The organism is Enterobacter cloacae complex sp. IR53030 (genome assembly GCF_049238365.1).
Classification (GTDB): domain Bacteria; phylum Pseudomonadota; class Gammaproteobacteria; order Enterobacterales; family Enterobacteriaceae; genus Enterobacter; species Enterobacter kobei.
In genome coordinates, this window is record NZ_JBMKHA010000003.1 from 48,943 (window position 1) to 74,136 (window position 25,194).

General features: G+C 53.2%; 27 protein-coding genes. 20 read left to right on the forward strand and 7 right to left on the reverse strand.

Features of this window, described 5'->3' with window-relative positions:
• The first annotated feature begins 33 nt into the window (after positions 1-33).
• From yceD to fabF, 8 genes are all read left to right on the forward strand, one after another.
• Positions 34-555, forward strand: a complete 522-nt coding sequence (yceD, locus tag ACOTXR_RS03890) for a 23S rRNA accumulation protein YceD (protein ID WP_014883375.1) — start codon at positions 34-36, stop codon at positions 553-555.
• A gap of 16 nt (positions 556-571) precedes the next feature.
• Positions 572-745 (forward strand): 50S ribosomal protein L32, encoded by a 174-nt coding sequence (gene rpmF / locus ACOTXR_RS03895; protein WP_003857964.1) that lies wholly within the window; start codon positions 572-574, stop codon positions 743-745.
• A gap of 80 nt (positions 746-825) precedes the next feature.
• Positions 826-1,860, forward strand: coding sequence for a phosphate acyltransferase PlsX (plsX, locus tag ACOTXR_RS03900; RefSeq protein WP_014883376.1), 1,035 nt, complete (start codon positions 826-828; stop codon positions 1,858-1,860).
• A gap of 6 nt (positions 1,861-1,866) precedes the next feature.
• Complete coding sequence (locus ACOTXR_RS03905) at positions 1,867-2,820, forward strand: beta-ketoacyl-ACP synthase III (RefSeq protein WP_023332696.1); 954 nt, start codon at positions 1,867-1,869, stop codon at positions 2,818-2,820.
• Positions 2,821-2,836: 16 nt separating this feature from the next.
• Entirely contained in the window at positions 2,837-3,766 is a 930-nt protein-coding gene (fabD, locus tag ACOTXR_RS03910) for an ACP S-malonyltransferase (RefSeq protein WP_014883378.1), read from the forward strand.
• A gap of 12 nt (positions 3,767-3,778) precedes the next feature.
• Positions 3,779-4,513, forward strand: coding sequence for a 3-oxoacyl-ACP reductase FabG (gene fabG / locus ACOTXR_RS03915; protein ID WP_008500795.1), 735 nt, complete (start codon positions 3,779-3,781; stop codon positions 4,511-4,513).
• A 154-nt stretch (positions 4,514-4,667) separates the two neighbouring features.
• Positions 4,668-4,904, forward strand: a complete 237-nt coding sequence (acpP, locus tag ACOTXR_RS03920; RefSeq protein ID WP_003857954.1) for an acyl carrier protein — start codon at positions 4,668-4,670, stop codon at positions 4,902-4,904.
• Between the two features lie 91 nt (positions 4,905-4,995).
• A complete protein-coding gene (fabF, locus tag ACOTXR_RS03925) occupies positions 4,996-6,237 on the forward strand; it encodes a beta-ketoacyl-ACP synthase II (protein WP_014883379.1) in 1,242 nt (413 codons plus the stop codon).
• Between the two features lie 62 nt (positions 6,238-6,299).
• On the opposite strand, the gene ACOTXR_RS03930 is transcribed toward fabF, so the two are convergent.
• From ACOTXR_RS03930 to ACOTXR_RS03955, 6 genes are all read right to left on the reverse strand, one after another.
• Entirely contained in the window at positions 6,300-6,821 is a 522-nt protein-coding gene (locus ACOTXR_RS03930) for a fimbrial protein (RefSeq protein ID WP_058689757.1), read from the reverse strand.
• A gap of 6 nt (positions 6,822-6,827) precedes the next feature.
• Positions 6,828-7,355, reverse strand: coding sequence for a fimbrial protein (locus tag ACOTXR_RS03935; RefSeq protein ID WP_023332699.1), 528 nt, complete (start codon positions 7,353-7,355; stop codon positions 6,828-6,830).
• A 16-nt stretch (positions 7,356-7,371) separates the two neighbouring features.
• Complete coding sequence (locus ACOTXR_RS03940; protein ID WP_023332700.1) at positions 7,372-8,373, reverse strand: fimbrial protein; 1,002 nt, start codon at positions 8,371-8,373, stop codon at positions 7,372-7,374.
• The gene (locus ACOTXR_RS03945) at positions 8,364-10,907 is read right to left on the reverse strand and encodes a fimbria/pilus outer membrane usher protein (RefSeq protein ID WP_058689756.1); all 2,544 of its coding nucleotides are present in this window, start codon (positions 10,905-10,907) and stop codon (positions 8,364-8,366) included. The genes ACOTXR_RS03940 and ACOTXR_RS03945 overlap by 10 nt, the downstream gene beginning before the upstream one ends.
• 38 nt (positions 10,908-10,945) lie before the next feature.
• The gene (locus ACOTXR_RS03950; protein ID WP_222834813.1) at positions 10,946-11,617 is read right to left on the reverse strand and encodes a fimbrial biogenesis chaperone; all 672 of its coding nucleotides are present in this window, start codon (positions 11,615-11,617) and stop codon (positions 10,946-10,948) included.
• A gap of 78 nt (positions 11,618-11,695) precedes the next feature.
• Complete coding sequence (locus ACOTXR_RS03955) at positions 11,696-12,235, reverse strand: fimbrial protein (RefSeq protein WP_014883385.1); 540 nt, start codon at positions 12,233-12,235, stop codon at positions 11,696-11,698.
• A gap of 392 nt (positions 12,236-12,627) precedes the next feature.
• Here ACOTXR_RS03955 and pabC point away from each other — a divergent pair, with 392 nt between their 5' ends.
• From pabC to ptsG, 6 genes are all read left to right on the forward strand, one after another.
• Complete coding sequence (gene pabC, locus ACOTXR_RS03960) at positions 12,628-13,437, forward strand: aminodeoxychorismate lyase (protein WP_421766994.1); 810 nt, start codon at positions 12,628-12,630, stop codon at positions 13,435-13,437.
• 1 nt (position 13,438) lies between these two features.
• On the forward strand, positions 13,439-14,461 hold the full coding sequence (yceG, locus tag ACOTXR_RS03965; protein WP_058689755.1) for a cell division protein YceG: 1,023 nt from the start codon (positions 13,439-13,441) through the stop codon (positions 14,459-14,461).
• The gene (tmk, locus tag ACOTXR_RS03970; RefSeq protein ID WP_045269414.1) at positions 14,451-15,092 is read left to right on the forward strand and encodes a dTMP kinase; all 642 of its coding nucleotides are present in this window, start codon (positions 14,451-14,453) and stop codon (positions 15,090-15,092) included. Before yceG ends, tmk begins: the two co-directional genes overlap by 11 nt.
• Complete coding sequence (gene holB / locus ACOTXR_RS03975; RefSeq protein ID WP_421766995.1) at positions 15,089-16,093, forward strand: DNA polymerase III subunit delta'; 1,005 nt, start codon at positions 15,089-15,091, stop codon at positions 16,091-16,093. Before tmk ends, holB begins: the two co-directional genes overlap by 4 nt.
• A gap of 10 nt (positions 16,094-16,103) precedes the next feature.
• The gene (locus ACOTXR_RS03980; RefSeq protein WP_023332705.1) at positions 16,104-16,898 is read left to right on the forward strand and encodes a metal-dependent hydrolase; all 795 of its coding nucleotides are present in this window, start codon (positions 16,104-16,106) and stop codon (positions 16,896-16,898) included.
• A gap of 297 nt (positions 16,899-17,195) precedes the next feature.
• Positions 17,196-18,629 (forward strand): PTS glucose transporter subunit IIBC, encoded by a 1,434-nt coding sequence (ptsG, locus tag ACOTXR_RS03985; RefSeq protein ID WP_014883391.1) that lies wholly within the window; start codon positions 17,196-17,198, stop codon positions 18,627-18,629.
• A 98-nt stretch (positions 18,630-18,727) separates the two neighbouring features.
• Here ptsG and fhuE read toward each other — a convergent pair whose 3' ends face one another.
• Positions 18,728-20,917: a ferric-rhodotorulic acid/ferric-coprogen receptor FhuE gene (fhuE, locus tag ACOTXR_RS03990; protein ID WP_421766996.1), complete on the reverse strand. Its 2,190-nt coding sequence runs from the start codon at positions 20,915-20,917 to the stop codon at positions 18,728-18,730.
• Between the two features lie 350 nt (positions 20,918-21,267).
• Between fhuE and hinT the strand changes: the two genes are divergently transcribed.
• The 6 genes from hinT to ycfP are packed head-to-tail and all read left to right on the forward strand — an operon-like array spanning position 21,268 to position 25,080.
• Positions 21,268-21,627: a purine nucleoside phosphoramidase gene (gene hinT / locus ACOTXR_RS03995; RefSeq protein ID WP_058689752.1), complete on the forward strand. Its 360-nt coding sequence runs from the start codon at positions 21,268-21,270 to the stop codon at positions 21,625-21,627.
• A gap of 1 nt (position 21,628) precedes the next feature.
• Positions 21,629-22,003 (forward strand): YcfL family protein, encoded by a 375-nt coding sequence (locus tag ACOTXR_RS04000; protein WP_023332707.1) that lies wholly within the window; start codon positions 21,629-21,631, stop codon positions 22,001-22,003.
• A 10-nt stretch (positions 22,004-22,013) separates the two neighbouring features.
• A complete protein-coding gene (lpoB, locus tag ACOTXR_RS04005; RefSeq protein ID WP_014883395.1) occupies positions 22,014-22,661 on the forward strand; it encodes a penicillin-binding protein activator LpoB in 648 nt (215 codons plus the stop codon).
• Entirely contained in the window at positions 22,642-23,466 is an 825-nt protein-coding gene (gene thiK / locus ACOTXR_RS04010; RefSeq protein ID WP_045269417.1) for a thiamine kinase, read from the forward strand. Before lpoB ends, thiK begins: the two co-directional genes overlap by 20 nt.
• A gap of 11 nt (positions 23,467-23,477) precedes the next feature.
• Positions 23,478-24,503, forward strand: a complete 1,026-nt coding sequence (nagZ, locus tag ACOTXR_RS04015) for a beta-N-acetylhexosaminidase (RefSeq protein ID WP_032637919.1) — start codon at positions 23,478-23,480, stop codon at positions 24,501-24,503.
• A 34-nt stretch (positions 24,504-24,537) separates the two neighbouring features.
• On the forward strand, positions 24,538-25,080 hold the full coding sequence (ycfP, locus tag ACOTXR_RS04020) for an alpha/beta hydrolase YcfP (RefSeq protein ID WP_014883398.1): 543 nt from the start codon (positions 24,538-24,540) through the stop codon (positions 25,078-25,080).
• Positions 25,081-25,194: the final 114 nt, after the last annotated feature.

A 25,194-nucleotide genomic window follows, 5' to 3' on the forward strand; every position in this document is an offset into this window, starting at 1 on the left:
TCTATGACGTTACAAAGTTAATATGCGCGCCCTATGCAAAAGGTAAAATTACCCCTGACTCTTGATCCGGTTCGTACGGCTCAAAAACGCCTCGATTACGAAGGTATTTATACTTCCGATCAGGCTGAGCGTATTGCCGAATCCGTAGTCAGTGTGGACAGTGATGTAGAATGCTCCATGTCGTTCGCTATCGACAACCAGCGTCTCGCCGTTTTAACCGGTGATGCAAAGGTGACGGTAACCCTCGAGTGTCAGCGTTGCGGGAAACCGTTTGTACAGCATGTTCACACAACGTATTGTTTTAGTCCGGTTCGTTCTGACGAACAGGCTGAAGCACTCCCGGAAGCGTATGAGCCGATTGAGGTAAACGAATTCGGTGAAATCGATCTTCTGGCTCTGGTTGAAGATGAAATCATCCTCACCTTGCCAGTGGTTCCGGTGCATGATTCTGAACACTGTGAAGTGTCCGAGGCGGACATGGTCTTTGGGGAATTGCCTGATGAAGCGCAAAAACCAAACCCATTTGCCGTATTAGCCAGCTTAAAGCGTAAGTAATTGAGGAGTAAGGTCCATGGCCGTACAACAGAATAAACCAACCCGTTCCAAACGTGGCATGCGTCGTTCCCATGACGCGCTGACTGCAGTTACCAGCCTGTCTGTAGACAAGACTTCTGGTGAGAAACACCTGCGTCACCACATCACCGCTGACGGTTTCTACCGCGGCCGCAAGGTTATCACTAAGTAATCACGCGTCAGCGTGATTAGGCTTAGTGAGGATTTCCCCGTGCAAACGGGGAAGTTACCGAACCAGGCTGCGACGATACCTTGACACGTCTAACCCTGGCGTTAGATGTCATGGGGGGAGATTTTGGCCCTTCCGTGACAGTGCCTGCAGCATTGCAGGCACTGAATTCTAATTCGCAACTCACACTTCTTTTAGTCGGCAATCCCGACACAATCACGCCATTACTTGCAAAAGCTGACTTTGAACAACGTTCACGTCTGCAGATTATTCCTGCGCAGTCAGTTATTGCCAGTGATGCCCGGCCTTCGCAGGCGATTCGCAACAGCCGTGGGAGCTCAATGCGGATCGCGCTGGAGCTGGTGAAAGAAGGGCGAGCGCAGGCTTGCGTCAGTGCGGGAAATACCGGTGCGCTGATGGGGCTGTCGAAATTATTGCTCAAGCCGATTGAGGGCATTGAGCGCCCGGCGCTGGTGACGGTATTACCGCATCAACAAAAGGGCAAAACGGTGGTGCTGGATCTCGGTGCTAACGTGGATTGTGATAGTACCATGCTGGCTCAGTTCGCCGTGATGGGATCGGTGCTGGCAGAAGACGTGGTCGGGATTAAGAATCCCCGCGTGGCGTTATTAAATATTGGTGAAGAAGAGACCAAAGGCCTGGACAGCATTCGCGAAGCTGCTGAAATGCTCAAACAGGTTCCCTCCATCAACTATATTGGTTATCTCGAAGCCAATGAGTTGCTGACGGGGAAAACTGACGTTCTGGTGTGCGATGGCTTCACCGGGAACGTCACGTTGAAGACCATGGAAGGGGTCGTGCGCATGTTCCTTTCTCTGCTGAAATCTCAGGGAGAGGGCAAAAAAAGTGCCTGGTGGCTGATTTTATTGAAGCGTTGGTTACAAAAAAGCCTGACGCGGCGATTCAGTCACCTCAACCCCGACCAGTATAATGGCGCCTGTCTGTTAGGATTGCGCGGCATTGTGATTAAGAGTCACGGAGCCGCCAATCAGCGAGCATTTTCTGTCGCCATTGAACAGGCAGTGCAGGCGGTGCAGCGACAAGTCCCTCAGCGGATTGCCGCTCGCCTGGAATCTGTATTAGCTAAAAGTGACTGAGCGTACATGTATACGAAGATTTTAGGTACCGGCAGCTACCTGCCAAAACAAGTGCGTACCAACGCCGATCTGGAAAAAATGGTAGATACGTCTGACGAGTGGATTGTCACGCGCACAGGTATCCGTGAACGTCGTATCGCCGCGCCAGACGAAACCGTGTCCACCATGGGTTACGAAGCCGCACAGCGTGCTATCGAAATGGCGGGCATTGATAAAGAACAGATTGGCTTGATCGTGGTCGCTACGACGTCTGCCACGCATGCTTTCCCTAGCGCAGCGTGCCAGGTGCAAAACATGCTCGGTATTAAAGGCTGCCCGGCATTTGACGTTGCCGCCGCGTGTGCAGGCTTTACCTATGCGCTGAGCATTGCCGACCAGTATGTTAAATCGGGTTCCGTCAAATATGCGCTGGTGATCGGTGCTGACGTACTGGCGCGTACCTGCGATCCAACCGATCGCGGGACGATCATTATTTTTGGTGATGGTGCAGGCGCGGTGCTGCTGGGGCAGTCCGAAGAGCCGGGTATCATCTCTACGCATTTGCATGCCGATGGTCGCTACGGTGAACTGTTAACGCTGCCTAACGCCGATCGCGTTAATCCGGATAACGCTATTTACCTGACCATGGCGGGTAATGAGGTGTTCAAGGTGGCGGTGACTGAGCTTGCGCACATTGTCGATGAGACGCTGGAAGCGAACAACCTTGAACGTACCGCACTCGACTGGCTAGTACCGCATCAGGCGAACCTGCGTATCATCAGCGCGACCGCTAAAAAGCTGGGCATGTCGATGGATAACGTTGTGGTGACGCTGGACCGTCACGGCAACACCTCTGCGGCGTCAGTACCGTGCGCATTTGATGAAGCGGTACGCGACGGACGAATCAAACGGGGCCAGTTGGTCTTGCTTGAAGCCTTCGGTGGCGGGTTCACCTGGGGTTCCGCGCTGGTTCGTTTCTAGGATAAGGAATAAAAAAATGACGCAATTTGCTTTTGTGTTCCCGGGCCAGGGTTCTCAAACCGTTGGGATGTTGTCTGAAATGGCAGCAAACTACCCGGTCATTGAAGAGACTTTTCGTGAAGCTTCTGACGCGCTGGGTTATGATCTGTGGGCGCTGACTCAACAGGGTCCGGCCGAAGAGCTGAACAAAACCTGGCAGACCCAGCCAGCATTGCTGACCGCCTCCGTTGCACTGTGGCGCGTCTGGCAGCAGCAGGGTGGTAAAGCCCCCGCGCTGCTCGCGGGTCATAGCCTGGGAGAATACTCTGCGCTGGTCTGCGCCGGTGTGATCGCGTTTGCTGACGCGGTGCGTCTGGTGGAACTGCGCGGTAAATTCATGCAGGAAGCGGTGCCGGAAGGCACGGGTGGCATGTCTGCCATTATCGGCCTGGATGATGCCGCGATTGCAAAAGCGTGTGAAGAGTCTGCTGAAGGTCAGGTGGTTTCTCCGGTTAACTTCAACTCGCCAGGCCAGGTTGTTATCGCCGGTCATAAAGAAGCGGTTGAACGTGCCGGTGCTGCCTGTAAAGCTGCAGGCGCGAAACGTGCACTGCCGCTGCCGGTGAGCGTGCCGTCTCACTGTGCACTGATGAAGCCCGCTGCCGAGAAACTGGCGGTTGAGCTGGAAAAAATCACTTTTAACGCACCGACGATTTCCGTTGTGAACAACGTCGATGTGAAATGCGAAACCGCGCCGGAAGCCATCCGCGACGCGCTGGTTCGCCAGCTCTACAGCCCGGTACAGTGGACCAAAACCGTTGAGTTTATGGCCGCTCAGGGCGTTGAGCAACTGTATGAAGTCGGCCCAGGTAAGGTCCTCACCGGTCTGACAAAACGTATTGTTGACACCCTGACAGCGTCCGCGATTAACGAGCCGGAAGCGATGTCAGCGGCACTCTCGCAATAAAAGAGGAATACCATGAGTTTTGAAGGAAAAATTGCCCTGGTCACTGGCGCAAGCCGTGGTATCGGGCGCGCAATTGCTGAAACACTGGTTGCGCGCGGCGCGAAAGTGATTGGTACAGCAACCAGCGAGAATGGCGCTCAGGCCATCAGCGAATATCTGGGGGCAAACGGTAAAGGTCTGGTACTGAATGTGACCGAACCTGCATCTATCGAATCTGTTCTGGAAAATATTCGTGCAGAGTTTGGCGAAGTGGATATTCTGGTAAACAATGCCGGGATCACTCGCGACAACCTTCTGATGCGAATGAAAGATGATGAGTGGAACGATATTATCGAAACCAACCTGTCATCTGTATTCCGTCTGTCAAAAGCGGTAATGCGCGCTATGATGAAAAAGCGTCATGGTCGTATTATCACTGTTGGTTCTGTGGTTGGTACCATGGGAAATGCTGGTCAGGCTAACTACGCTGCGGCGAAAGCGGGTCTGATTGGTTTCAGTAAGTCGCTGGCGCGTGAAGTCGCGTCCCGCGGGATTACTGTAAACGTTGTTGCTCCGGGCTTTATTGAAACGGACATGACGCGTGCGCTGACCGATGAGCAGCGTGCGGGTACACTGGCGGCAGTTCCGGCGGGTCGTCTTGGCGACCCTAAAGAAATCGCCAGTGCGGTTGCATTTTTAGCCTCTGACGAAGCGGGTTACATCACTGGTGAAACCCTCCACGTCAACGGCGGGATGTACATGGTTTAATCACGATCGAAAATATTTGCGTTATTAGGGCAAATGGCCTCAAAATAACGTAAAATCGTGGTAAGACCTGCCGGGATTTAGTTGCAAATTTTTCAACATTTTATACACTACGAAAACCATCGCGAAAGCGAGTTTTGATAGGAAATTTAAGAGTATGAGCACTATCGAAGAACGCGTTAAGAAAATTATCGGCGAACAGCTGGGCGTTAAGCAGGAAGAAGTTGTGAACTCCGCTTCCTTCGTTGAAGACCTGGGCGCAGATTCTCTTGACACCGTTGAGCTGGTAATGGCTCTGGAAGAAGAGTTTGATACTGAGATTCCGGACGAAGAAGCTGAGAAGATCACCACCGTTCAGGCTGCCATTGATTACATCAACGGCCACCAGGCGTAAGTGAACATCTCCAGGCGGTCATTCGACCGCCTGAGTTTTATCTTTTTTAGTCCCACGAATCTCTTTTTTTATCCCTCCCTGGAGGACAAACGTGTCTAAGCGTCGTGTAGTTGTGACCGGACTTGGCATGTTGTCTCCTGTCGGCAATACCGTAGAGTCCACCTGGAAAGCTCTCCTTGCCGGTCAGAGCGGCATCAGCCTAATCGACCATTTCGATACTAGCGCCTATGCAACGAAATTTGCTGGCTTAGTAAAGGATTTTAACTGTGAAGAGATCATCTCGCGCAAAGAACAGCGCAAGATGGATGCCTTCATTCAATATGGAATTGTCGCTGGCGTTCAGGCCATGCAGGATTCTGGCCTTGAAATTACGGAAGAGAACGCAACCCGTATCGGTGCCGCTATCGGCTCCGGGATTGGCGGTCTTGGCCTGATCGAGGAAAACCATACATCCCTGATGAATGGCGGCCCGCGTAAAATCAGCCCGTTCTTCGTTCCGTCCACGATTGTTAATATGGTGGCGGGTCACCTGACCATCATGTTTGGCCTGCGTGGTCCAAGCATTTCAATCGCGACTGCTTGTACGTCTGGCGTACATAACATCGGCCAGGCCGCGCGCATGATTGCGTACGGCGATGCAGATGCTATGGTTGCGGGTGGTGCAGAAAAAGCCAGTACCCCTCTGGGTGTCGGTGGTTTTGGTGCAGCGCGTGCGCTCTCTACCCGTAACGATAATCCTCAGGCGGCAAGCCGTCCGTGGGATAAAGACCGTGACGGTTTCGTACTGGGTGACGGTGCGGGCATGCTCGTGCTGGAAGAGTACGAACACGCGAAAAAACGCGGCGCGAAAATTTATGCTGAAGTCGTTGGCTTTGGTATGAGTAGCGATGCTTATCACATGACGTCTCCTCCGGAGAATGGCGCAGGTGCTGCGCTGGCAATGGAAAACGCGATCCGTGATGCGGGCATTACGCCAGCTCAGATTGGCTACGTTAACGCGCACGGTACCTCTACACCTGCAGGCGACAAAGCGGAAGCTCAGGCTGTTAAGTCTATCTTCGGCGAGTCTGCCAGCCGCGTACTGGTCAGCTCCACAAAATCCATGACCGGTCACTTGTTGGGTGCGGCGGGTGCAGTAGAGTCAATCTACTCTATCCTTGCGCTGCGCGATCAGGCGGTTCCACCAACCATCAACCTGGATAACCCGGATGAAGGTTGCGATCTGGACTTCGTGCCTCACGAAGCGCGTCAGGTTAGCGGTATGGAGTACACCCTGTGTAACTCCTTCGGCTTCGGCGGTACCAATGGCTCGCTGATTTTCAAACGCGTGTAATGGTTTCTTGCCCATAAAAAACGGAGCGCATAGCGCTCCGTTTTTTTTAGTTCACATTTTCGTTACTGATAGGTGAAAGTGAACTGGACGGTGGTGTTAAATTCGCCTGCCGTGACGGTTCCCGTAGGGGTATAGAGGCGGGCCGCGAGAGGAAACTGCGCATTGTGCGTTGTTCTGTCTACATCGACGGTAATCGAGCCCGCGGGTGAGATCTCGTTGAGATGATCGCGGGTCATGATCTGCATCGCCATGCCTGTTGCATCCCCGCTGCTATTGGCAAATTTTGTCTGATCGTCACTGTCTGAATCGCCGGTCAAGGTAGCCTTAACACGTGTCGTTGAGCTGGGGCAGGATGAAAGCGTGAGTGAAAAATCCTGCCATTCTCCGGTTGCCCCAACGCGACTAAAGTTTACCGCTCGTGCTTGATCGAACCTTACTGTCTGATTTTTGGATCCCGCATCCACGGTACAGGCAGACGCCACGACCGTGCCGCTCAGATCGATAGTGGTTGCCTGCGCGGAGCTACAAAGTGCAAACACCAGGCATGCGAGAGTAGATTTTACCCGTTCTATCATCATCCCCATCCTGCATTACTGATAGGTAAAGGTGGCCTGTGCCTGGCCGATAATGGTGCCTGGCATCACGTTGCCGTTGGAAACGGCTCGGGCGCGCATTTTCAAATCATAGGCGTGCGTACTGCTGCTGATGGCGACATTTTGCAACGTGGCGCCACTCTTGTAAGCCGTGTTAGTCGTTTCGTCGGTCAACTCCAGCTTCAGGTTAGTGGCCGTTCCGGTATTTTTATAATAGTTAGTATCGGTATCCGCTGTACCGCCAAAAGTAACGCTAAAGCTGGACGTTGAAGCAGGGCAGTTTGTTAATGCAAGCGTAAAGTTAGTCCAGTTTGTTGCACTTCCGGCAGTGGCCAGACTATCAGCCTGTATATTGTCCCCTAATTTTACCGCCAGCGAGGGGCTATCTCCATTGACCACACAGGGTGAGGCAACAACCGTGCCTGTAATGTCAATATTGACCGAGTTGGCTGAACACGCGCCAGAAAACAGACCTCCGCAGAGCGTTGCCAGAATCGCTATTTTTTTTCCATTCGCGATATTCATTTTCATTCCTTATGTATTAGTTGTAGGTTACTTTAAGTTCAATGGCCGATTTCACATTGCCAGCAGTAACGGTTGCAGCGTCATCAATATAATAAGCGACCTTAAAATCGGGCAGGGTGTAGTCGCCTGAGCCGTCATAAAGGCCCAGATTGATCTCACTGTTGATCTTATGTGCAGAACCATCGGCGTTCTGTACCTGAATATAGACATTGCTGGCGTAACCATCGCCAGTGACCGTATTTAATACCCCATTATTGGCATTGTGTGCGCCGTATACCGCGAATAAGTTATAGGTGATCCCATTAATCGCGCCAGGGCAGTTTTTCAACTCAACTTTTGGAACGTCGGTAATGTTTGATGCGCCACTTGCCAGGCTTGCGCCATACAGTGGGGATAATTTTATTTCCTTTGGTGCGTTAATAGTACAGGCAGTTACAATTGGCTGACTAACTACGCCGGACAGAATCAGGCCCGAATCTAACGCAACCCCATCACCATCAGGGTTATGTACATTCATGGTTACGTCGGGGACAGAAATAATAGTACCTGCTGGTATTTTTTCACTTAATCTGACCAGGCGATACCATACATGGTAGTAACCGTCACGCGCGCTACCATCGACAATTGGCAGATTGATGCGGTAATTGGGAGCTGTGGGATTATCTTGCGGTGAATATCCCGGTACAGATGAAACATGGACCTGATATTGAATACCAATACCTGGATTGCTTGTTGCCCAGGTCACATTGTCGGCAAGTAATTGTCCGTTAACAGACAAATCAATATAGGAGTTTTTTCCTTCGCCGGGGATAGTCTCGGTATAAATGGAATCATTATCATACCAGTCTGTCGTGCCGCCCACGACATTCGGTATAGATAATGTAGAAAATCCATGGTGCATGACATGGAAAGATTGAACTTCAATATAATTTGCGTAGGCGCAATTTATGCCTGACAGACCACATGGAATAAAAATAACAGGGGTTAGCCATTTTTTAAGCATTTTATTTAACGACATGATGCGTTGACCTCTACAATTGCGCTTGATGATGTGCTCTCTGGTAATTGCCAGCGGGTATGACACTGCTTATTTGCACCCCATTTAACGGTTGCACTTCCCTGAAGTGACATACCAGCCAGATAAACCTGTCCACCATCACCGACAATCGAGGTGGTTTTTGCGTTCTTGTCGTCAGTCACGATTGCACCAAACGGAACAGGGCGCCCGTCACGACGGGTTAACGTCATCAAAACGCGTTTACCCACACGTGTGTCAAAATGTGCCCGGACAATAGCCCCTCGGGTTGGCGTAACCGTTTTCGCAGAAAGCTCAACGTCGGCATCATCCGGCAGTTGTTCGGTATTCAGCGACAGCGTGTTTTCACGGTATGGGCTGATAAACGGCACAACGGTATAGCCGCGGAAATCGGTGCTGACGCCCGTCTGGTTAGTGATATCAACACCGCTTGCTCCCGGCGCTTCAACCAGAGCGACGGTCTCACCTAATTCCTGACTCAGCGTAATGCCATTTGCATGCGCAACCACACCGCCGCTGATACCATAATTTACCCGGCGCTGATCGTGGTCGTAACTGTAGGCGCTGTTCATTCTGGCATAGGTACCCTGGTAGTCCAGGCTGGCGCTACCACCGTTACCCCCATCGTGGTTCGTCTCGCTTTCCTGCACGCTCCAGTTGAGGTTCTGATCTTGCAGCGCGGTGCCATTCAGCCCGACCGTATGGCTGGTGCTGCCATGTTTACTGGTATTGAGGTTGTAGGTGGCGCGACTGCTGCTGAGCCAGCGATCCAGCGGCACGCTGATACTCATTGAGAACACCTGGTCCTCGCTGTAAACGGTGTCGCTGTCGCGGGCATCAGTGGTGTTACGGTTAAAGCTGTAGTTCAGGCTCCAGGTGATGCCGTTCCAGCTGTTGCTGTAACCCGCGCCGATTGAGCGCATTGTTCGGTCGCTGTTCCAGTAATCCTCGCTGATGGCGTTTAACGAGATGGACCCCGCGCCTTCCCAGAGATTCTGGTTAAGCAATATCTCGGCACGATTACGCCGGCGTTCGGTATTGTCCTGCCAGTTACTGTCCCGCCAGGTGTCGAGTACTTCCTGCAGGGTGTAATAGCCTGAAGTTGAGTAGCGATAACCCGAAATGGCGATATTGGTCCCCGTTTCGAGAATGTTTTTACTGTAACGAACACGCATTGACTGGCCGATCGCTTTTTCCTGATCCTGTTGGGTTGACCAGGCCTGCGTGCCATCGACGGATACGGCTCCCAGCCCACCAAAGTTTTTACCGATCCCCACAAGTAGCGACTGATAATGTTGCGATAGCTGTCCGCCGCCGTAGGCGGTAAATCCTGCTGGCAGGCCGTAGATGGCCGAGCCCTGAGTAAAGAATGTTTTATCGACGGCGCTGTCGTAAGGACGGTACTGACCGCTGGTCAGGCTGTACTTTAAACGACCTTCACGCTGTAGAACCGGCAGTGAGGCGAAGGGGACCAACTGGTGCTGTTCGCTGCCGTCAGCTTCTTTAATCGTCACGTCCAGATCGCCGCTACTGCCCGTGGGATACATGTCAGTGATCTCAAATGCCCCCGGCGACACATAGCTTTGGTAAATGGTGTAGCCGTTTTGTTTAATGATGACCTGGGCGTTGGTCCGGGCAATTCCGCGAACCACCGGTGCGTAGCCGCGCAGGCTGTCAGGCAGCATGTCGTCATCGGAGGCCAGTTGCGCACCCCGGAAAGGCACGCTGTCAAACAGATCGGAAGGGGAGTTGCTTTCGCCAAGTGTCAGCTGACTTTTGAGCGCGATAATATTTCGCTGAGCGTAGGTATATGCCGAATCCCAGTTATTCTGGGTATTGTCGCCGCTGGTATTGCGTGACCAGGTGCTGTAGTTACGAACGCGCCATGGGCCGATATTTAGCCCTGGGCGCAGGTTCAGGTAATAGCTGTCTGAATCGGTCATATCAGAGTGACGAGCTTGGGTGTTGCCGCCTGTAAAGCTGTAATTAAGCAGCAGCGCATTGATGCCTTCATCCAGGCGTTCTGGAGCAACATATCCACGCGCCTGGTTATTCATCGCCGCCTGAGGGATGCTCAACAAAAGTTGCTGTTTATTGAAGACGAACTGAGTAGCAGCGTTGGGAATAGCGGCCAGGTTTGCGCAATGGTTCTCTCCGGTCAGTTGCGGAAATTGCTCGGTTCGGACGCCAAAGTCACGTAGCATCTCCATGCTTATGCACGGTTGCAATGATGTCTGGCCGTGACTGTCCTTTTGCATGCTAAATTCAATGTCATGTGTGCCAGTCAATGTCTGATTGACCAGCACGTCAACGCGATAAGTACCCGGCATTTGGCCAACACCTTCTTCAAAGGCACTCAGGTCAGAAATGTCTTTACCTGGACCGTCAATACCCAGTAGCGCGGGGTTAAAATATTCCCGGGCACAGGCAGGGTGCGACAACGAGAATGTACACTGCAATGCGATGAAGCAGGCCAGCCTGGTTGGCGAGATCTTATTTTTTTTAGCTCTGATCATTCCGTGATCCTTTCGGAGTCCGAGTATCTAATGAGTGATTACTGCGTCTGGTGTTCCGCGCCAGCTGCGCCGAAGTCACTGATAATTTTCCAGCGAATATTGCCTTTGGCATTTGCCGGAAGACTGAAGGTCGCGCTGGACATGGGCGCAACGTATGTCGCATCCGTAACCGTACTGGCACCGACTTTGACTTCGCTGAAGTTAATGTAATAGGGGGTTGGGTTACTGACCGTAAGCTGTTGATCGCTGCGTTTCCAGCTAGGCTTGCTGGCAAACTTTTCCGGCATTTCAGTAAGCGATGCGGGGCGATAAATGAGTTTGATACGTGTCTTAATCGCAATCTGTAGGGTATTTACGTTGTCTAACTTTTCTGTTGCCGGAATGGTTTTAATGTTCATCCAGAACAGTGACTCACGATCCTGTGGCAGATTCCCGCCCGTATTAATAATACGCAGTTTGTTTTCTTCATTGCCAGCTAAGCGGAACAGGGGCGGCGTGACGATAAACGGTGTTTTACTGGTGTCGTTTTCATCTTTATCAACCCATGACTGAATTAAATAGGAGTATGGGTCTGGGTTTTTGACGTCCAGGGAAGATTCTTTTTTGTCTGCATGATATATAATGCGAGTGCCTCCAATAATAACACCCGCTTGCGCTGTTGCCATTGAAAAAACAAATGCAGCGGCGATTAATGAATTCACTAATTTCATCTGGTTAACCTCAAAATAGCAATGCCGGGAAGCCCCGGCATTGCTTATAGCCAAAGGCGGAAATTTATCGCGCGATGATTAATTGTATGCCAGCGTAAAGTTAGCGGTACCGTTAGCGGAACCCGCCTCAACGGTAGCGGCAGTTGCGATATACTGTGCGCTGAAATTCATGGTAGCGGTGCCAGCAGTCGCATCGATGGTCGCTGCTTTAGATGCGGTTGCCAGCGGTAACGCGGTGCCGTCGCCGTTCAGCAACTGAATAGCAACGCCTTTGGCAACGCCAGTGGTGCCTGCGCCGGTGACTTCCAGATAGTCATTATTAGTGGCGTCTGGTTTGCCGGTGTATTTCACAACAACAGCTTTGCCTTTCAGGTCTGCCGGGCACTCAGACAGTTTCAGGGTAAAGCGAGTATTCGCGGCAACGGAACCAGCCTCTGGCAGAGCAGTTTTAGCGATATCACCTAACTTGACGGTCTGCGGTGCGGTCATGGTGGTGTCAATTTTACAACCTTGCTCGATGATATTACCGGTGAAATTTACCTGTCCATCATCGGCCTGCGCGGCAGAAACCATTCCGAGTGTAGTGATTAAGGCAACAGCCGCTACTTTTCCTTTCATTGATAATGTCCTTGAAGAGTGTGATTGATATAAAACACAGGTGAGTACTCATGGCACACGATGTGATGGTGCTCGATAGTTTTCAGCAAGAAACATTGTCTTGTGTTTTTAAAACCATCTTGCGCACTTGGGTATTCACATGGGGGATTATATCTATGTGCTAAAATATGAACTATAAACTATATCTAATGAGTGTTTTTAATTTAACTTTAATAATCCTCTCCGTGAATAATATTTCATTTATTCATTAATAGATGAATAGCATTTCTCTCATGTATACAGGCGTAGGCGCGCCCAACCTTCCTGTGCTTTTTTACATTTATTCGAAGATAACAGACTTGCGATATCCTCTTTCACCTGCCACCCTAGTCAGGTATTTATATGGAGGGTGAATGTATCTAATTAATGGTGAGTTACAAAAAAAGTTAGATGTGAACGATCGTAGCGTTGAGTTTGGGGATGGTTGTTTTACCACTGCTCGAATTAGCGGCGGCGTTGTTTCACTTTTCAGCCACCATCTGACACGTTTGCAGACGGCCTGCACAAGGTTGGCTATCCCGTTTTATGCATGGGAAACCCTTGCTGCGGAAATGCGGGATATGGCGCAAAAAAAGGGTGATGGCGTATTAAAGGTTGTTATCACGCGTGGAGCTGGCGGTCGCGGCTATAGCCCCGCAGGCTGTCAGCAACCGGTGCGCATCCTGAGCGTTTCTGAATATCCTACGCATTACGCACGCTGGAAAGAAACCGGCGTAACGCTTGCTCTCAGCCCGATCCCCTTGGGTCGCAACCCTTATCTTGCAGGAATGAAGCACCTCAACCGCCTTGAGCAGGTGCTGATTCGTTCTCATCTTGAGCAGACGGATGCCGATGAAGCCCTTGTCCTTGACAGCGATGGGTGGCTTACGGAATGCTGTGCCGCAAATCTGTTCTGGCGCTGTGGGCAGGATGTCTTTACCCCACGCCTCGATCAGGCGGGCGTAAACGGCATTATGCGGCAGTTTATTATCGCCCAACTGGCACTGACCGCGTATCGCGTTGTCGAAGTGAATGCGCCGCTAACGGCGCTCGCGCAGGCTGATGAAGTGCTTATCTGCAACGCGCTAATGCCGGTTGTCCCCGTACAGCGCTACGCAGAGCGAGAGTGGCCCGCGCGCGAACTTTACCACTATTTAGCCCCAATTTGTGAGTCGTCCGATTAGCATGATGAAACTGTTACGCCTTGTTCTGTTACTGTTGGTTGTCCTCGGCGCTGCCGCCGGCGTCGGTGTATGGAAAGTTTTCCAGCTGGCGGACAGTAAGATCCTCATTAAAGACGAGACGATTTTTACCCTTAAAGCCGGTACCGGGCGGATGGCGCTGGGCGAACAGCTTTACAGCGATAAAATCATCAACCGCCCGCGCGTGTTCCAGTGGTTACTGCGTATCGAGCCGGAACTGTCTCACTTCAAGGCCGGTACCTATCGTTTTACGCCCGGCATGACTGTCAGGGAGATGCTGCAGCTGCTGGAAAGTGGCAAAGAAGCGCAGTTCCCGCTGCGTTTTGTCGAAGGAATGCGACTGAGCGATTACCTGAAACAGCTGCGTGATGCACCCTATATCAAGCACACTCTGAAAGATGATCGTTACGAGACGGTCGCCTGGGTGCTGAAATTTGAGCATCCTGAGTGGGTGGAAGGCTGGTTCTGGCCGGACACCTGGATGTACACCGCGGGCACGACGGATGTCGCGATTCTTAAACGGGCGCACAAAAAGATGGTCGCGGCAGTCGATTCCGCCTGGGAAGGGCGTATGGAAGGGCTGCCCTATAAAGATCAAAACCAGTTCGTGACCATGGCTTCGATCATCGAGAAAGAGACTGCCGTTGCTGCCGAGCGCGATCGGGTCGCGTCGGTATTTATCAACCGTCTTCGCATTGGCATGCGTCTGCAAACCGACCCTACCGTTATTTACGGCATGGGCGAGCGCTACAGCGGAAAGATTTCGAGGAAAGATCTCGAGACGCCAACGGCGTATAATACCTACGTCATTAACGGCCTGCCGCCGGGCCCGATTGCAACGCCGAGCGAGGCGTCGCTTAAAGCCGCCGCGCATCCGGCCAAAACACCGTATCTCTATTTTGTGGCTGACGGAAAAGGGGGGCACACCTTTAACACCAACCTTGTCAGTCATAATCGCTCTGTTCAGGACTATCTGAAGGCACTTAAGGAAAAAAATGCGCAGTAAATACATTGTCATTGAGGGACTCGAAGGTGCGGGGAAAACCACCGCTCGCGACGTAGTGGTGGAAACGCTGAACGCGCTTGGCGTCACTGACATGGTCTTCACCCGAGAGCCAGGCGGCACTCAGCTGGCTGAGAAACTGCGCAGCCTGGTGCTGGATATCAAATCTGTTGGTGACGAAGTTATCACTGACAAAGCCGAAGTGCTGATGTTCTATGCGGCGCGCGTCCAGCTGGTTGAGACGGTGATTAAACCCGCTCTGGCCAATGGCAAGTGGGTGATCGGCGACCGTCACGATCTGTCCACTCAGGCGTATCAGGGCGGGGGACGCGGTATTGACCAGACAATGCTGGCAACGCTGCGTAATGCCGTACTGGGTGATTTTCGCCCGGACCTGACGCTCTATCTGGATGTCACTCCGGAAGTGGGCCTCAAACGCGCCCGCGCGCGCGGCGAGCTGGATCGCATTGAACAAGAGTCCTTTGATTTCTTTAACCGCACCCGCGCACGCTATCTAGAGCTGGCCGCGCAGGACAGCTCAATTCGTACCATCGATGCGACGCAATCGCTGGAAGACGTCACGCAAGACATCCAGCAGACCGTTACGCAGTGGCTACAGGAGCAGCAGGCATGAAATGGTATCCATGGTTGCGCCCGCACTTTGAACAGCTGATCAACAGCTATCAGGCCGGTCGGGGGCATCATGCGTTACTGATTCAGGCATTGCCGGGGATGGGGGATGATGCGCTAATTTACGCCATTACCCGTTTCCTGATGTGCCAGCAGCCTGAAGGGCACAAAAGCTGCGGGAATTGCCGTGGCTGCCAGCTGATGCAGGCGGGCACGCATCCTGACTATTACACGCTGGCGCCTGAGAAGGGCAAAAGCGCGCTCGGTATTGATGCCGTGCGTGAAGTCAGTGAAAAACTGTACGAACATGCGCGACTGGGCGGGGCGAAAGTCGTCTGGCTCAACGACGCTGCATTACTGACCGAGGCGGCGGCTAACGCGCTGCTCAAAACGCTGGAAGAGCCGCCGGAGAAAACATGGTTCTTCCTCTCATGCCGCGATCCGGGCCGATTGCTGGCAACGTTGCGCAGCCGCTGTCGTCTTCATCACCTTGCGGTGCCCCAGGAATCATGGTCCTTGAGCTGGCTAGAACGCGAGGTGACAACGTCACAGGAAAGTGCGCTCTCTGCGCTTCGCCTGAGCAGCGGCGCGCCCGCAGCGGCGCTGGCATTACTGCAACCCGACGTCTGGTCGCAGCGAGAAACGCTCTGTAAGGCCGTCGAGGCTTCGCTCAACAGCCAGGACTGGTTGAGCTTGCTGCCTGCACTGAATAGCGATCGGGCCGTTGAGCGTTTGCACTGGCTGGCGTCCTTACTTTTGGATGCGCTAAAGCTCCAGCAGCGGGCAATGCTACTGACAAACCCGGACGCGTGGCCACTGGTGAACCTGCTGGCGAGCCGCCTTTCAGGAACGTCCTTGCACGCTATCCTTCATGATATCTGCGAAAGCCGGGAACAGCTTTTAACCGTAACGGGTCTTAATCGCGAGCTGTTACTGACCGACCAGTTACTGCGTATTGAACATTACCTGCAACCAGGCGTTACGCCGCCTGTTTCCCATCTCTGAGAGAGACATTATGTTTTTAGTCGACTCACACTGCCATCTTGATGGCCTGGATTATCAATCCCTTCACAATGACGTGGATGACGTGCTGGCAAAAGCCGCTGCCCGCGATGTGAAATTTTGTCTTGCCGTGGCGACGACATTGCCGGGGTACCGCGCCATGCGAGAGCTGGTGGGCGTTCGCGATAACGTGGTGTTCTCCTGCGGCGTGCATCCACTGAACCAGGATGAAGCGTACGATGTTGATGAGTTACGCCGACTGGCTGCGGAAGAGGGCGTCGTGGCGATGGGTGAAACCGGGCTGGACTATTTTTACACGCCGGAAACGAAACCGCGCCAGCAGGAATCCTTCCGCAACCATATCCGCATTGGCCGCGAGCTGAACAAACCGGTCATCGTGCATACCCGTGATGCACGCGCCGATACGCTGGCGATCCTCCAGGAAGAAAAGGTGACGGATTGCGGTGGCGTACTACACTGTTTCACAGAAGACAGAGAAACGGCGGGTAAACTGCTTGATCTAGGGTTTTATATTTCGTTTTCCGGGATCGTGACGTTCCGTAATGCAGAGCAGCTGCGTGATGCTGCGCGTTATGTTCCGCTCGACCGCATTCTGGTAGAAACAGACTCTCCGTATCTGGCACCGGTACCGCATCGCGGGAAAGAGAACCAGCCAGCCATGACGCGAGACGTTGCGGAATACATGGCCGTGCTTAAAGGCGTCAGCATCGAAGAGCTGGCCCGCGTCACGACGGAAAACTTCTCTGCGCTGTTCCATATCGACCCCGCCCGCCTGCAATCTGTCTGATACACCTGTTTTTTTTAGGCTCGTAATTAATAAACAAAACGAGTAAAGTTCACCGCCTCATTTGGGGCGGTGAGGATGTATTTAGACACATCCAGACATGCTTTTTGTAAATAACTGCAAGTTTTTCGTCCGTCTTAAGCTGAAACGTGATAGCCGTCAAACAATCCCAGAGGGAATTATTTTACTCTGTGTAATAAATAAAGGGCGCTTAGATGTCCTGTCCACGGCACGGTACTCCCCCCGGGCCAATGCGTGAAAGCGTAAAAAAAGCACAAATACTCAGGAGCACTCTCAATTATGTTTAAGAATGCATTTGCTAACCTGCAAAAGGTCGGTAAATCGCTGATGCTGCCAGTATCCGTACTGCCTATCGCAGGTATCCTGCTGGGTGTCGGTTCTGCAAACTTCAGCTGGCTGCCAGCCGTAGTTTCCCATGTGATGGCCGAAGCAGGCGGTTCCGTCTTTGCTAACATGCCTCTGATCTTCGCGATCGGTGTGGCGCTGGGCTTCACCAATAACGACGGCGTTTCTGCGCTGGCTGCAGTGGTTGCCTACGGCATCATGGTGAAAACCATGGCTGTGGTTGCGCCTCTGGTTCTGCATTTACCGGCAGAAGAGATTGCCGCGAAACACCTGGCAGACACCGGTGTTCTGGGCGGTATCATCTCCGGTGCGATTGCAGCATATATGTTTAACCGCTTCTATCGCATCAAGCTGCCTGAGTATCTGGGCTTCTTCGCGGGCAAGCGTTTCGTTCCGATCATCTCTGGTCTGGCAGCGATTTTCACTGGCGTGATCCTGTCCTTCATCTGGCCACCAATCGGTTCCGCGATCCAGACCTTCTCTCAGTGGGCTGCTTACCAGAACCCGGTTGTCGCGTTTGGTATCTACGGCTTCATCGAGCGTTGCCTGGTGCCATTCGGTCTGCACCACATCTGGAACGTTCCATTCCAGATGCAGATTGGTGAATTCACCAACGCAGCTGGCCAGGTATTCCACGGTGATATCCCACGTTACATGGCAGGTGATCCAACTGCAGGCAAACTGTCTGGTGGCTTCCTGTTCAAAATGTACGGCCTGCCGGCTGCTGCGATTGCAATCTGGCACTCTGCTAAACCAGAGAACCGTGCAAAAGTGGGCGGTATCATGATCTCCGCAGCGCTGACCTCGTTCCTGACCGGTATCACCGAGCCGATCGAGTTCTCCTTCATGTTCGTTGCGCCGATCCTGTACGTTATCCACGCGATTCTGGCGGGTCTGGCGTTCCCAATCTGTATCCTGCTGGGTATGCGTGACGGTACGTCCTTCTCTCACGGTCTGATCGACTTTATCGTTCTGTCCGGTAACAGCAGCAAACTGTGGCTGTTCCCAATCGTGGGTGCGTGCTATGCCGTTGTCTACTACACCATCTTCCGCGTGCTGATCAAAGCACTGGACCTGAAAACCCCAGGCCGTGAAGATGCAACTGAAGACAGCAAAGCAGGTGTGACCAGCGAAATGGCTCCGGCCCTGGTTGCAGCGTTCGGTGGCAAAGAGAACATCACTAACCTGGACGCGTGTATCACTCGTCTGCGTGTGAGCGTTGCCGATGTTGCGAAAGTAGACCAGCCGGGTCTGAAAAAACTGGGCGCAGCGGGCGTGGTTGTTGCAGGTTCTGGTGTTCAGGCAATCTTCGGTACGAAATCCGATAACCTGAAAACCGAAATGGATGAGTACATCCGCAACAGCTAAGCTGTGAGCAGGGGAGACTAAGGCAGCCGAATGGCTGCCTTTTTTATTGCTGCGGTTTGTTGTGCCCGGTAAGCGTAGCGCCACCGGGCTTCTGTCACTCAAAAATCATAACTCGCGCTCACCGAGACGTTCAACGGTGCGCCATAAACCACATAAGAGCCGACGTAATCGTAATACTCTTTGTCAAACAGGTTGTTGACGTTAGCCTGGACGGCAAACTCTTTGGTGACCTGATAACGGCTGAACAGGTTAACCAGCCCGTAACTGCCTTGCTCTGCACGTGATTGTCCCGCCGGGCCGCCGTCCACATCCGTCCACACCTTATTCTGCCAGTTTACGCCACCGCCCACGGTTAGTTCTGGCAGCATTGGCAGTTGATAACGGGTAAACAGCTTCATGGTTGTGCGCGGCTGATCGGAGCTGACTGCGTTGCCGTTTTTATCTTCAGCAATGTAGCGGGTTGCGCCGAACGTTAGCTGCCAGTTATCCGTCAGCGCGCCGTTAAGCTCGAACTCAATCCCTTTACTCACCACACCGTCCAGCGATTCATAAATGGATTCACCGCTCGGCATGTAGGTATAAGTGTTGCTCGCCACGTTATCCTGTTCAATGCGGAAAATTGCCAGCGAGGTGGTCAGGCGGGTATTGAACCAGTCCGCTTTCACACCGGCTTCATAGCTTTTACCCGTGGTTGGGTCGAGGTAACGACCACTGGCATTACGCTTGTCCTGAGGCTGGAAGATTGAGGTATAGCTGACGTAAGTCGACCAGTCTTCATTAATGTCGTAGACCAGGCCCGCGTAAGGCGTGACGTCATCTTTGGTACTTTCCAGACGGGTGTCCGGAGAGCCCGCCGGGTTATAGCGAATGTTATAGTTGGTATAGCGCGCCCCGAGGATCAGGTGCAGCGGATCGGCAAGCGAGAAGCGGGCGGAAGTATAGGCCGATGACTGACGGATGTCGTCCTGGCTATAGAGCTTCCATGGCGTCCACTGAGGATCGGCAATATCCCCGTTCCAGTTTTTGAAATTACCCACGTCGACCATGCCGTATAACGCATCCGGCATCCTATTGTCATAATGGTTGCGCTGGCGGCTGAAGCTGCCGCCAAACATCATTTCGTGCTGACGGCCAAAGAGATCGAATCCGCCGCGCAGGAAGGCATCAACCGCATCCTGTTTGCGCTCGCCTTTGTTCCAGCCACCATAGCCCACCATGCCTGCACCGGTCGCTTGATCGGGATAGCCGGACATATACATCAGTTTGCTGTCGAAATTCGTATCAGCATGCATGCCGTTGATGTGGGCTTCCCAGCCGTTGTCAAAGCGCTGAGTCAGGTTGGCGAAAATGCGGGTGTTATCTTTATCCGAATATGCCCACTTTGGCGCTACGGTCTGGCTACGATCGTAATGGGTTTTACTCCCGTCGCTGTTCCAGGTTGGCAATCCGCCCCAGGTCGGATCCTCGGTGTTGCTTTCCTGGTATTCATAGCCGACAGAAAGGGTCGTGCTGTCGGTCACATCCGCATCCACCACGCCGTAGAGGAATTTTTTACGGTAGTGGTAGTTATCAACAAAGCTGTCGTTATCCTGATAGCCCGTAATCAGGCGGCCGCGTATCTTGCCAGACTCCACCAGCGGCGCCTGCAGATCCAGCACGTAGCGCTGTTTATCCCAGCTGCCGTAGCTGGCACTGACATTACCTTTGAATTCATTGCTGTCTGCATGTTTGCGCACCATATTGACATAGGCCGCCGGGTTTCCCGTCCCGGACATCAGGCCGGTTGCGCCGCGTACCACTTCGATACGGTCATAAATCGCGGTATCGGCGGCAGTATCGCCGAAGTTCCACACTTCGCTGATGGAGGTCGGCAGGTCATCGTACGCATAGTTACTCACGAAGAATCCGCGTGAGTAAAATACGGTACGGTCGCTGTCCTGAACCTGCGCCGTCACGCCAGTGGTATTGGTTAACACCTGACCGATAGACTGCAGGTTTTGATCCGCCATGCGCTGCTGGCTGATGACGCTGACGGACTGCGGAATATCGCGAGGCACGAGGAGCAGTTTGGTCCCGGTGGTGGTGGTCTTGACGCTGTAGTCCCGATCCTGCCCGTCGGACGGGGCTGGCGCGTTATCGAAACCGCCATCAACCACAACGGTATCTTCGTCTGTGGAGGCGGCAAAACTCACGGCTGGCATCAATGCCATAGCAATGCAGGCTGTCAGCAACGAAGGCGTTGCGACAGGCTGACGTTGCCCATCCCTGGTATGATGATTGAAAGACATGATCAAACCCTTAAGAACGGTGAAGGTTGGTAGCATCAGTCCCGCGATCGCGGTCTGACGTCGTTTTCTATGTTAAAAATGCGCATGAAAATGCAAATGCGAAATATACGCATTGCCATTAATGCTGTAAACAGATGTGTCGAGCGGAACTGAAATAATGTTTCAGCCAGTGAATACGCCTGAGCGGTCACTCTTCATTCAGCTGATGAAGATTCAGGAAAGAATTCGGGGGAGAAGGTTGAAAGGACAGGAGAAACTCGCTCATACTCTTGGATTGTGTCACACAGTCTTCCCGAGAGTGTGTTATCAGCGGACGCACCACGCCAGATTTAACAAAAAAGGAAAAGGTCATGGCTGAAGAAACGATTTTCAGTAAAATTATCCGTCGCGAAATCCCCTCGGATATCGTCTATCAGGATGAACTGGTGACGGCTTTCCGGGACATTTCCCCCCAGGCACCGACACACGTCCTTATCATTCCCAATATTCTGATTCCGACCGTAAATGACGTAAAAACCGAGCACGAAGTGTCGTTAGGTCGTATGCTGACGGTGGCGGCGAAAATTGCCGAGCAGGAAGGCATAGCGGAGGACGGTTACCGTCTGATCATGAACTGTAATCGTCATGGCGGCCAGGAAGTTTATCATATTCACATGCATCTGCTGGGTGGACGTCCTCTGGGGCCGATGCTGGCACACAAAGGTCTTTGACATGTTTAAAGGGCGTATTGCAGCGCTGGTAATGACGATGATGATTGTGGGATGCAGCACGCGCCCGGCGATCCCCGTGAGCGATGAACAGACGCTGGTGATGGAGTCCTCCGTGCTGGCGGCGGGTATTACGGCGCAACAGCCCGCGTTAACGGTCAGTGAAATTAAGTCTTCAGCCTCCTCTGCGCTCTTTAACGAACGAAATGAACCCGTGACGGTCCACTACCGTTTTTTCTGGTATGACGTAAGAGGTCTTGAAATGCATCCGCTGGAGGCGCCGCGCAGCGTCACCCTTCCGGCGAGGTCGTCGGTAACGATCTATGACAGCGCCAGCTATTTGGGTGCACATAAGGTAAGACTTTATCTTTATCTGTAAGGGGTGAACTTTGATTAAAAATTTGAGCCGTTATGCGCTCGTGACCGCTTTCGCTCTGTTTCTGGCAGGGTGTGTGACCCGTACTGAACAGCCTGCACCTGTAGAAGAGGCTAAACCGGGTACTGAGCAGCCGACAACGCCAACGGAGCCACAGCCAACCGTGCCGTCTGTACCGTCTATTCCGTCCCAGCCCGGTCCAATTGAGCACCCGGACCAGACGTCACAGCCTACGCCGCGCGTGCGCCATTATGACTGGAACGGTGCAATGCAACCGATGGTCGGTAAAATGCTGCAGGCACAGGGCGTGACGGCAGGCGGCGTGCTGCTGGTCGACAGCGTTAACAACCGTACTAACGGTTCGCTGAACGCGGGCGAAGCGACGGAAACCCTGCGCAATGCCCTGGCGAACAACGGCAAGTTTACGCTGGTCTCTGCTCAGCAGCTCGCGGTGGCCAAACAGCAACTCGGCCTGTCGCCGCAGGATAGCCTCGGCACCCGCAGCAAGGCGATTGGGATTGCCCGCAACGTTGGCGCCCAGTATGTGCTGTACTCTAATGCGACCGGCAACGTGAATACCCCAGCCCTGCAGATGCAGCTGATGCTGGTTCAGACAGGCGAAATTATCTGGTCAGGTAAAGGTGCGGTTACGCAACAATGACAGCACGCGTGATGCGATCCTGACGCGCTATTTTCCGCAGTACCGCCTTATCGCGCCGCAGGCCCACTCCGGGCTTGGCGGCGCGAGTTGTATTCTGGAGCAGGGCGCGCACCGTCTGGTCTTACGACATAATCACGATCCCTTCGCGCCCGCTTTCCATTTTCGTCGTCAGTTTCGTGCCCTCAGACGTCTTCCGTCGGATCTCGTGCCGGAACCCCGTTTTTTCCGACAGGGCTGGATGGCCGTCGACTATCTTGAGGGCGAGGTGAAAAGCGCGCTGCCGGACACCCCGGAGCTCGCGGCGATGCTGTATCATCTGCACCAGCAACAGCGTCTGGGGTGGCGAATCGCGTTACTTCCGCTGCTTGAGCACTACTGGCAGCAAGCCTCCCCGAAAAGACGTACCCCAGTCTGGCTTGCGCATCTCAAACGGCTGCGTAAAGCGGGCGAGCCGCAACCGATTCGGCTCTCACCGTTACATATGGATGTGCACGCCGGGAACATTGTGCATACGTCAGGAGGAGCCAGACTTATTGACTGGGAATATGCCGGAGACGGCGATGTGGCGCTGGAGCTGGCCGCGGTCTGGACGGAAAGTGACGCCGCGCGGCTGACGCTCATCAGAGAGTATGCCAGAGTAGCGCATATTGACGCCGACGCGCTGGCTCGTCAGGTGAGACGCTGGCGACCCTGGGTCATTATGCTGATGGCGGGCTGGTTTGAAATGCGCCTTCAGCAGTCCAGAGATAAACAATTTATTGCGCTGGCAGACGATGCCTGGCGTCAGTTACAAATGAAAGGATAAGAGAGGTGAGTGTGGGTCCAGTCATGTTGAATGTTGAAGGGTTTGAGCTGGATGCGGAGGAGCGTGAAATTCTGGCGCATCCGCTGGTGGGCGGCCTGATCCTGTTTACCCGCAACTATCACGATCCGGCGCAGCTGCGCGAGCTGGTGCGTCAGATCCGCGCCGCGTCGCGTAACCATCTGGTGGTGGCCGTCGATCAGGAAGGCGGGCGCGTGCAGCGTTTTCGCGACGGTTTCACCCATCTGCCGGCTGCCCAGTCTTTCGCCGCGCTGCTCGGGACGGAAGAGGGGGGAAAACTGGCGCAGGACGCTGGCTGGCTGATGGCCAGTGAAATGATTGCTATGGATATCGACATCAGTTTTGCCCCGGTACTTGATGTGGGCCATATCAGCGCCGCGATTGGCGAGCGCTCATACCATGAAGATCCGCGTATTGCGCTGGCAATGGCGACCCGATTTATCGACGGGATGCACGATGCAGGTATGAAAACCACCGGCAAACACTTCCCGGGCCACGGGGCCGTGACGGCGGATTCCCATAAAGAGACCCCGCGCGATCCGCGCCCGGAAGCGGAAATTCGTGCCAAAGATATGTCAGTGTTCCGTTCACTTATCACCGATAACAAACTTGACGCTATCATGCCTGCCCACGTGATTTACAGCGACGTCGACCCGCGGCCGGCCAGTGGCTCTCCGCACTGGCTGAAAACCGTATTGCGCCAGGAGCTGGGTTTCAATGGCGTGATTTTCTCCGACGATTTGTCGATGGAAGGGGCGGCAATTATGGGCAGCTATGCAGAACGCGGTCAGGCGTCGCTGGACGCAGGTTGCGATATGATCCTGGTCTGCAATAATCGTAAAGGGGCTGTTAGCGTGCTGGATAACCTGTCGCCGATCAATGCAGAGCGTGTTACACAATTGTATCATAAAGGTTCATTTAGCCGTCAGGAGCTGATGGATTCGGCGCGCTGGAAGACGGTCAACGCCCGGCTTGAAGACCTGAATGAGCGCTGGCAGGCGCACAAAGCCAGCCTGTAATCCCTCCCGGAAGGCGTAGCATGGTGAGAAGACAATGATCATCTATTTACACGGTTTTGACTCAAACAGTCCAGGTAATCATGAGAAGGTGTTGCAGCTGCAGTTTATCGATCCCGATGTCCGGTTGATCAGCTACAGCACGCGCCATCCGAAGCATGATATGCAGCATCTGCTCAAAGAAGTGGACAAGATGCTGCAGCTTAATATCGACGATCGCCCGCTGATTTGCGGCGTGGGCCTGGGTGGCTACTGGGCAGAGCGGATTGGTTTTCTGTGCGACATACGCCAGGTTGTATTTAATCCTAACCTTTTCCCGAATGAGAACATGGAAGGCAAAATTGACCGCCCGGAAGAGTACGTCGATATTGCCACCAAGTGCGTCAGTAATTTTCGCGATAAAAACCGCGACCGGTGTCTGGTGATCCTTTCGCGTAATGATGAGGCGCTCAACAGCCACCGGGCTGCGGAGCTTCTGCATCATTACTATGAGATTGTCTGGGATGAAGAACAGACCCATAAGTTCAAGAACATCTCCCCACATCTGCAGCGCATAAAAGCCTTTAAAACGCTGGGCTAAGCCACAGTCAGTCACCTCCGGAACCCGGTCGCTAATGCGTACCGGGTTTCTTTTTGTCCAGAATTGTCTACTTTTAAGCCATCAAAACTTGATGCATATCAATTTTGGTATGAC

Excerpts from the sequence above, each read along its gene's own strand:
- hinT (WP_058689752.1), top strand. The coding sequence starts at position 21,268 with ATGGCTGAAGAAACGATTTTCAGTAAAATTATCCGTCGCGAAATCCCC.
- ACOTXR_RS03935 (WP_023332699.1), bottom strand. The coding sequence starts at position 7,355 with ATGAATATCGCGAATGGAAAAAAAATAGCGATTCTGGCAACGCTCTGC.
- ACOTXR_RS03930 (WP_058689757.1), bottom strand. The coding sequence starts at position 6,821 with ATGGGGATGATGATAGAACGGGTAAAATCTACTCTCGCATGCCTGGTG.
- fabD (WP_014883378.1), top strand. The coding sequence starts at position 2,837 with ATGACGCAATTTGCTTTTGTGTTCCCGGGCCAGGGTTCTCAAACCGTT.
- ptsG (WP_014883391.1), top strand. The coding sequence starts at position 17,196 with ATGTTTAAGAATGCATTTGCTAACCTGCAAAAGGTCGGTAAATCGCTG.
- yceD (WP_014883375.1), top strand. The coding sequence starts at position 34 with ATGCAAAAGGTAAAATTACCCCTGACTCTTGATCCGGTTCGTACGGCT.
- ACOTXR_RS03940 (WP_023332700.1), bottom strand. The coding sequence starts at position 8,373 with ATGTCGTTAAATAAAATGCTTAAAAAATGGCTAACCCCTGTTATTTTT.
- acpP (WP_003857954.1), top strand. The coding sequence starts at position 4,668 with ATGAGCACTATCGAAGAACGCGTTAAGAAAATTATCGGCGAACAGCTG.
- ACOTXR_RS03945 (WP_058689756.1), bottom strand. The coding sequence starts at position 10,907 with ATGATCAGAGCTAAAAAAAATAAGATCTCGCCAACCAGGCTGGCCTGC.
- ACOTXR_RS04000 (WP_023332707.1), top strand. The coding sequence starts at position 21,629 with ATGTTTAAAGGGCGTATTGCAGCGCTGGTAATGACGATGATGATTGTG.
- ACOTXR_RS03905 (WP_023332696.1), top strand. The coding sequence starts at position 1,867 with ATGTATACGAAGATTTTAGGTACCGGCAGCTACCTGCCAAAACAAGTG.
- holB (WP_421766995.1), top strand. The coding sequence starts at position 15,089 with ATGAAATGGTATCCATGGTTGCGCCCGCACTTTGAACAGCTGATCAAC.
- ACOTXR_RS03980 (WP_023332705.1), top strand. The coding sequence starts at position 16,104 with ATGTTTTTAGTCGACTCACACTGCCATCTTGATGGCCTGGATTATCAA.
- ACOTXR_RS03955 (WP_014883385.1), bottom strand. The coding sequence starts at position 12,235 with ATGAAAGGAAAAGTAGCGGCTGTTGCCTTAATCACTACACTCGGAATG.
- rpmF (WP_003857964.1), top strand. The coding sequence starts at position 572 with ATGGCCGTACAACAGAATAAACCAACCCGTTCCAAACGTGGCATGCGT.
- pabC (WP_421766994.1), top strand. The coding sequence starts at position 12,628 with ATGTATCTAATTAATGGTGAGTTACAAAAAAAGTTAGATGTGAACGAT.
- fabG (WP_008500795.1), top strand. The coding sequence starts at position 3,779 with ATGAGTTTTGAAGGAAAAATTGCCCTGGTCACTGGCGCAAGCCGTGGT.
- yceG (WP_058689755.1), top strand. The coding sequence starts at position 13,439 with ATGATGAAACTGTTACGCCTTGTTCTGTTACTGTTGGTTGTCCTCGGC.
- tmk (WP_045269414.1), top strand. The coding sequence starts at position 14,451 with ATGCGCAGTAAATACATTGTCATTGAGGGACTCGAAGGTGCGGGGAAA.
- ycfP (WP_014883398.1), top strand. The coding sequence starts at position 24,538 with ATGATCATCTATTTACACGGTTTTGACTCAAACAGTCCAGGTAATCAT.
- ACOTXR_RS03950 (WP_222834813.1), bottom strand. The coding sequence starts at position 11,617 with ATGAAATTAGTGAATTCATTAATCGCCGCTGCATTTGTTTTTTCAATG.
- fhuE (WP_421766996.1), bottom strand. The coding sequence starts at position 20,917 with ATGTCTTTCAATCATCATACCAGGGATGGGCAACGTCAGCCTGTCGCA.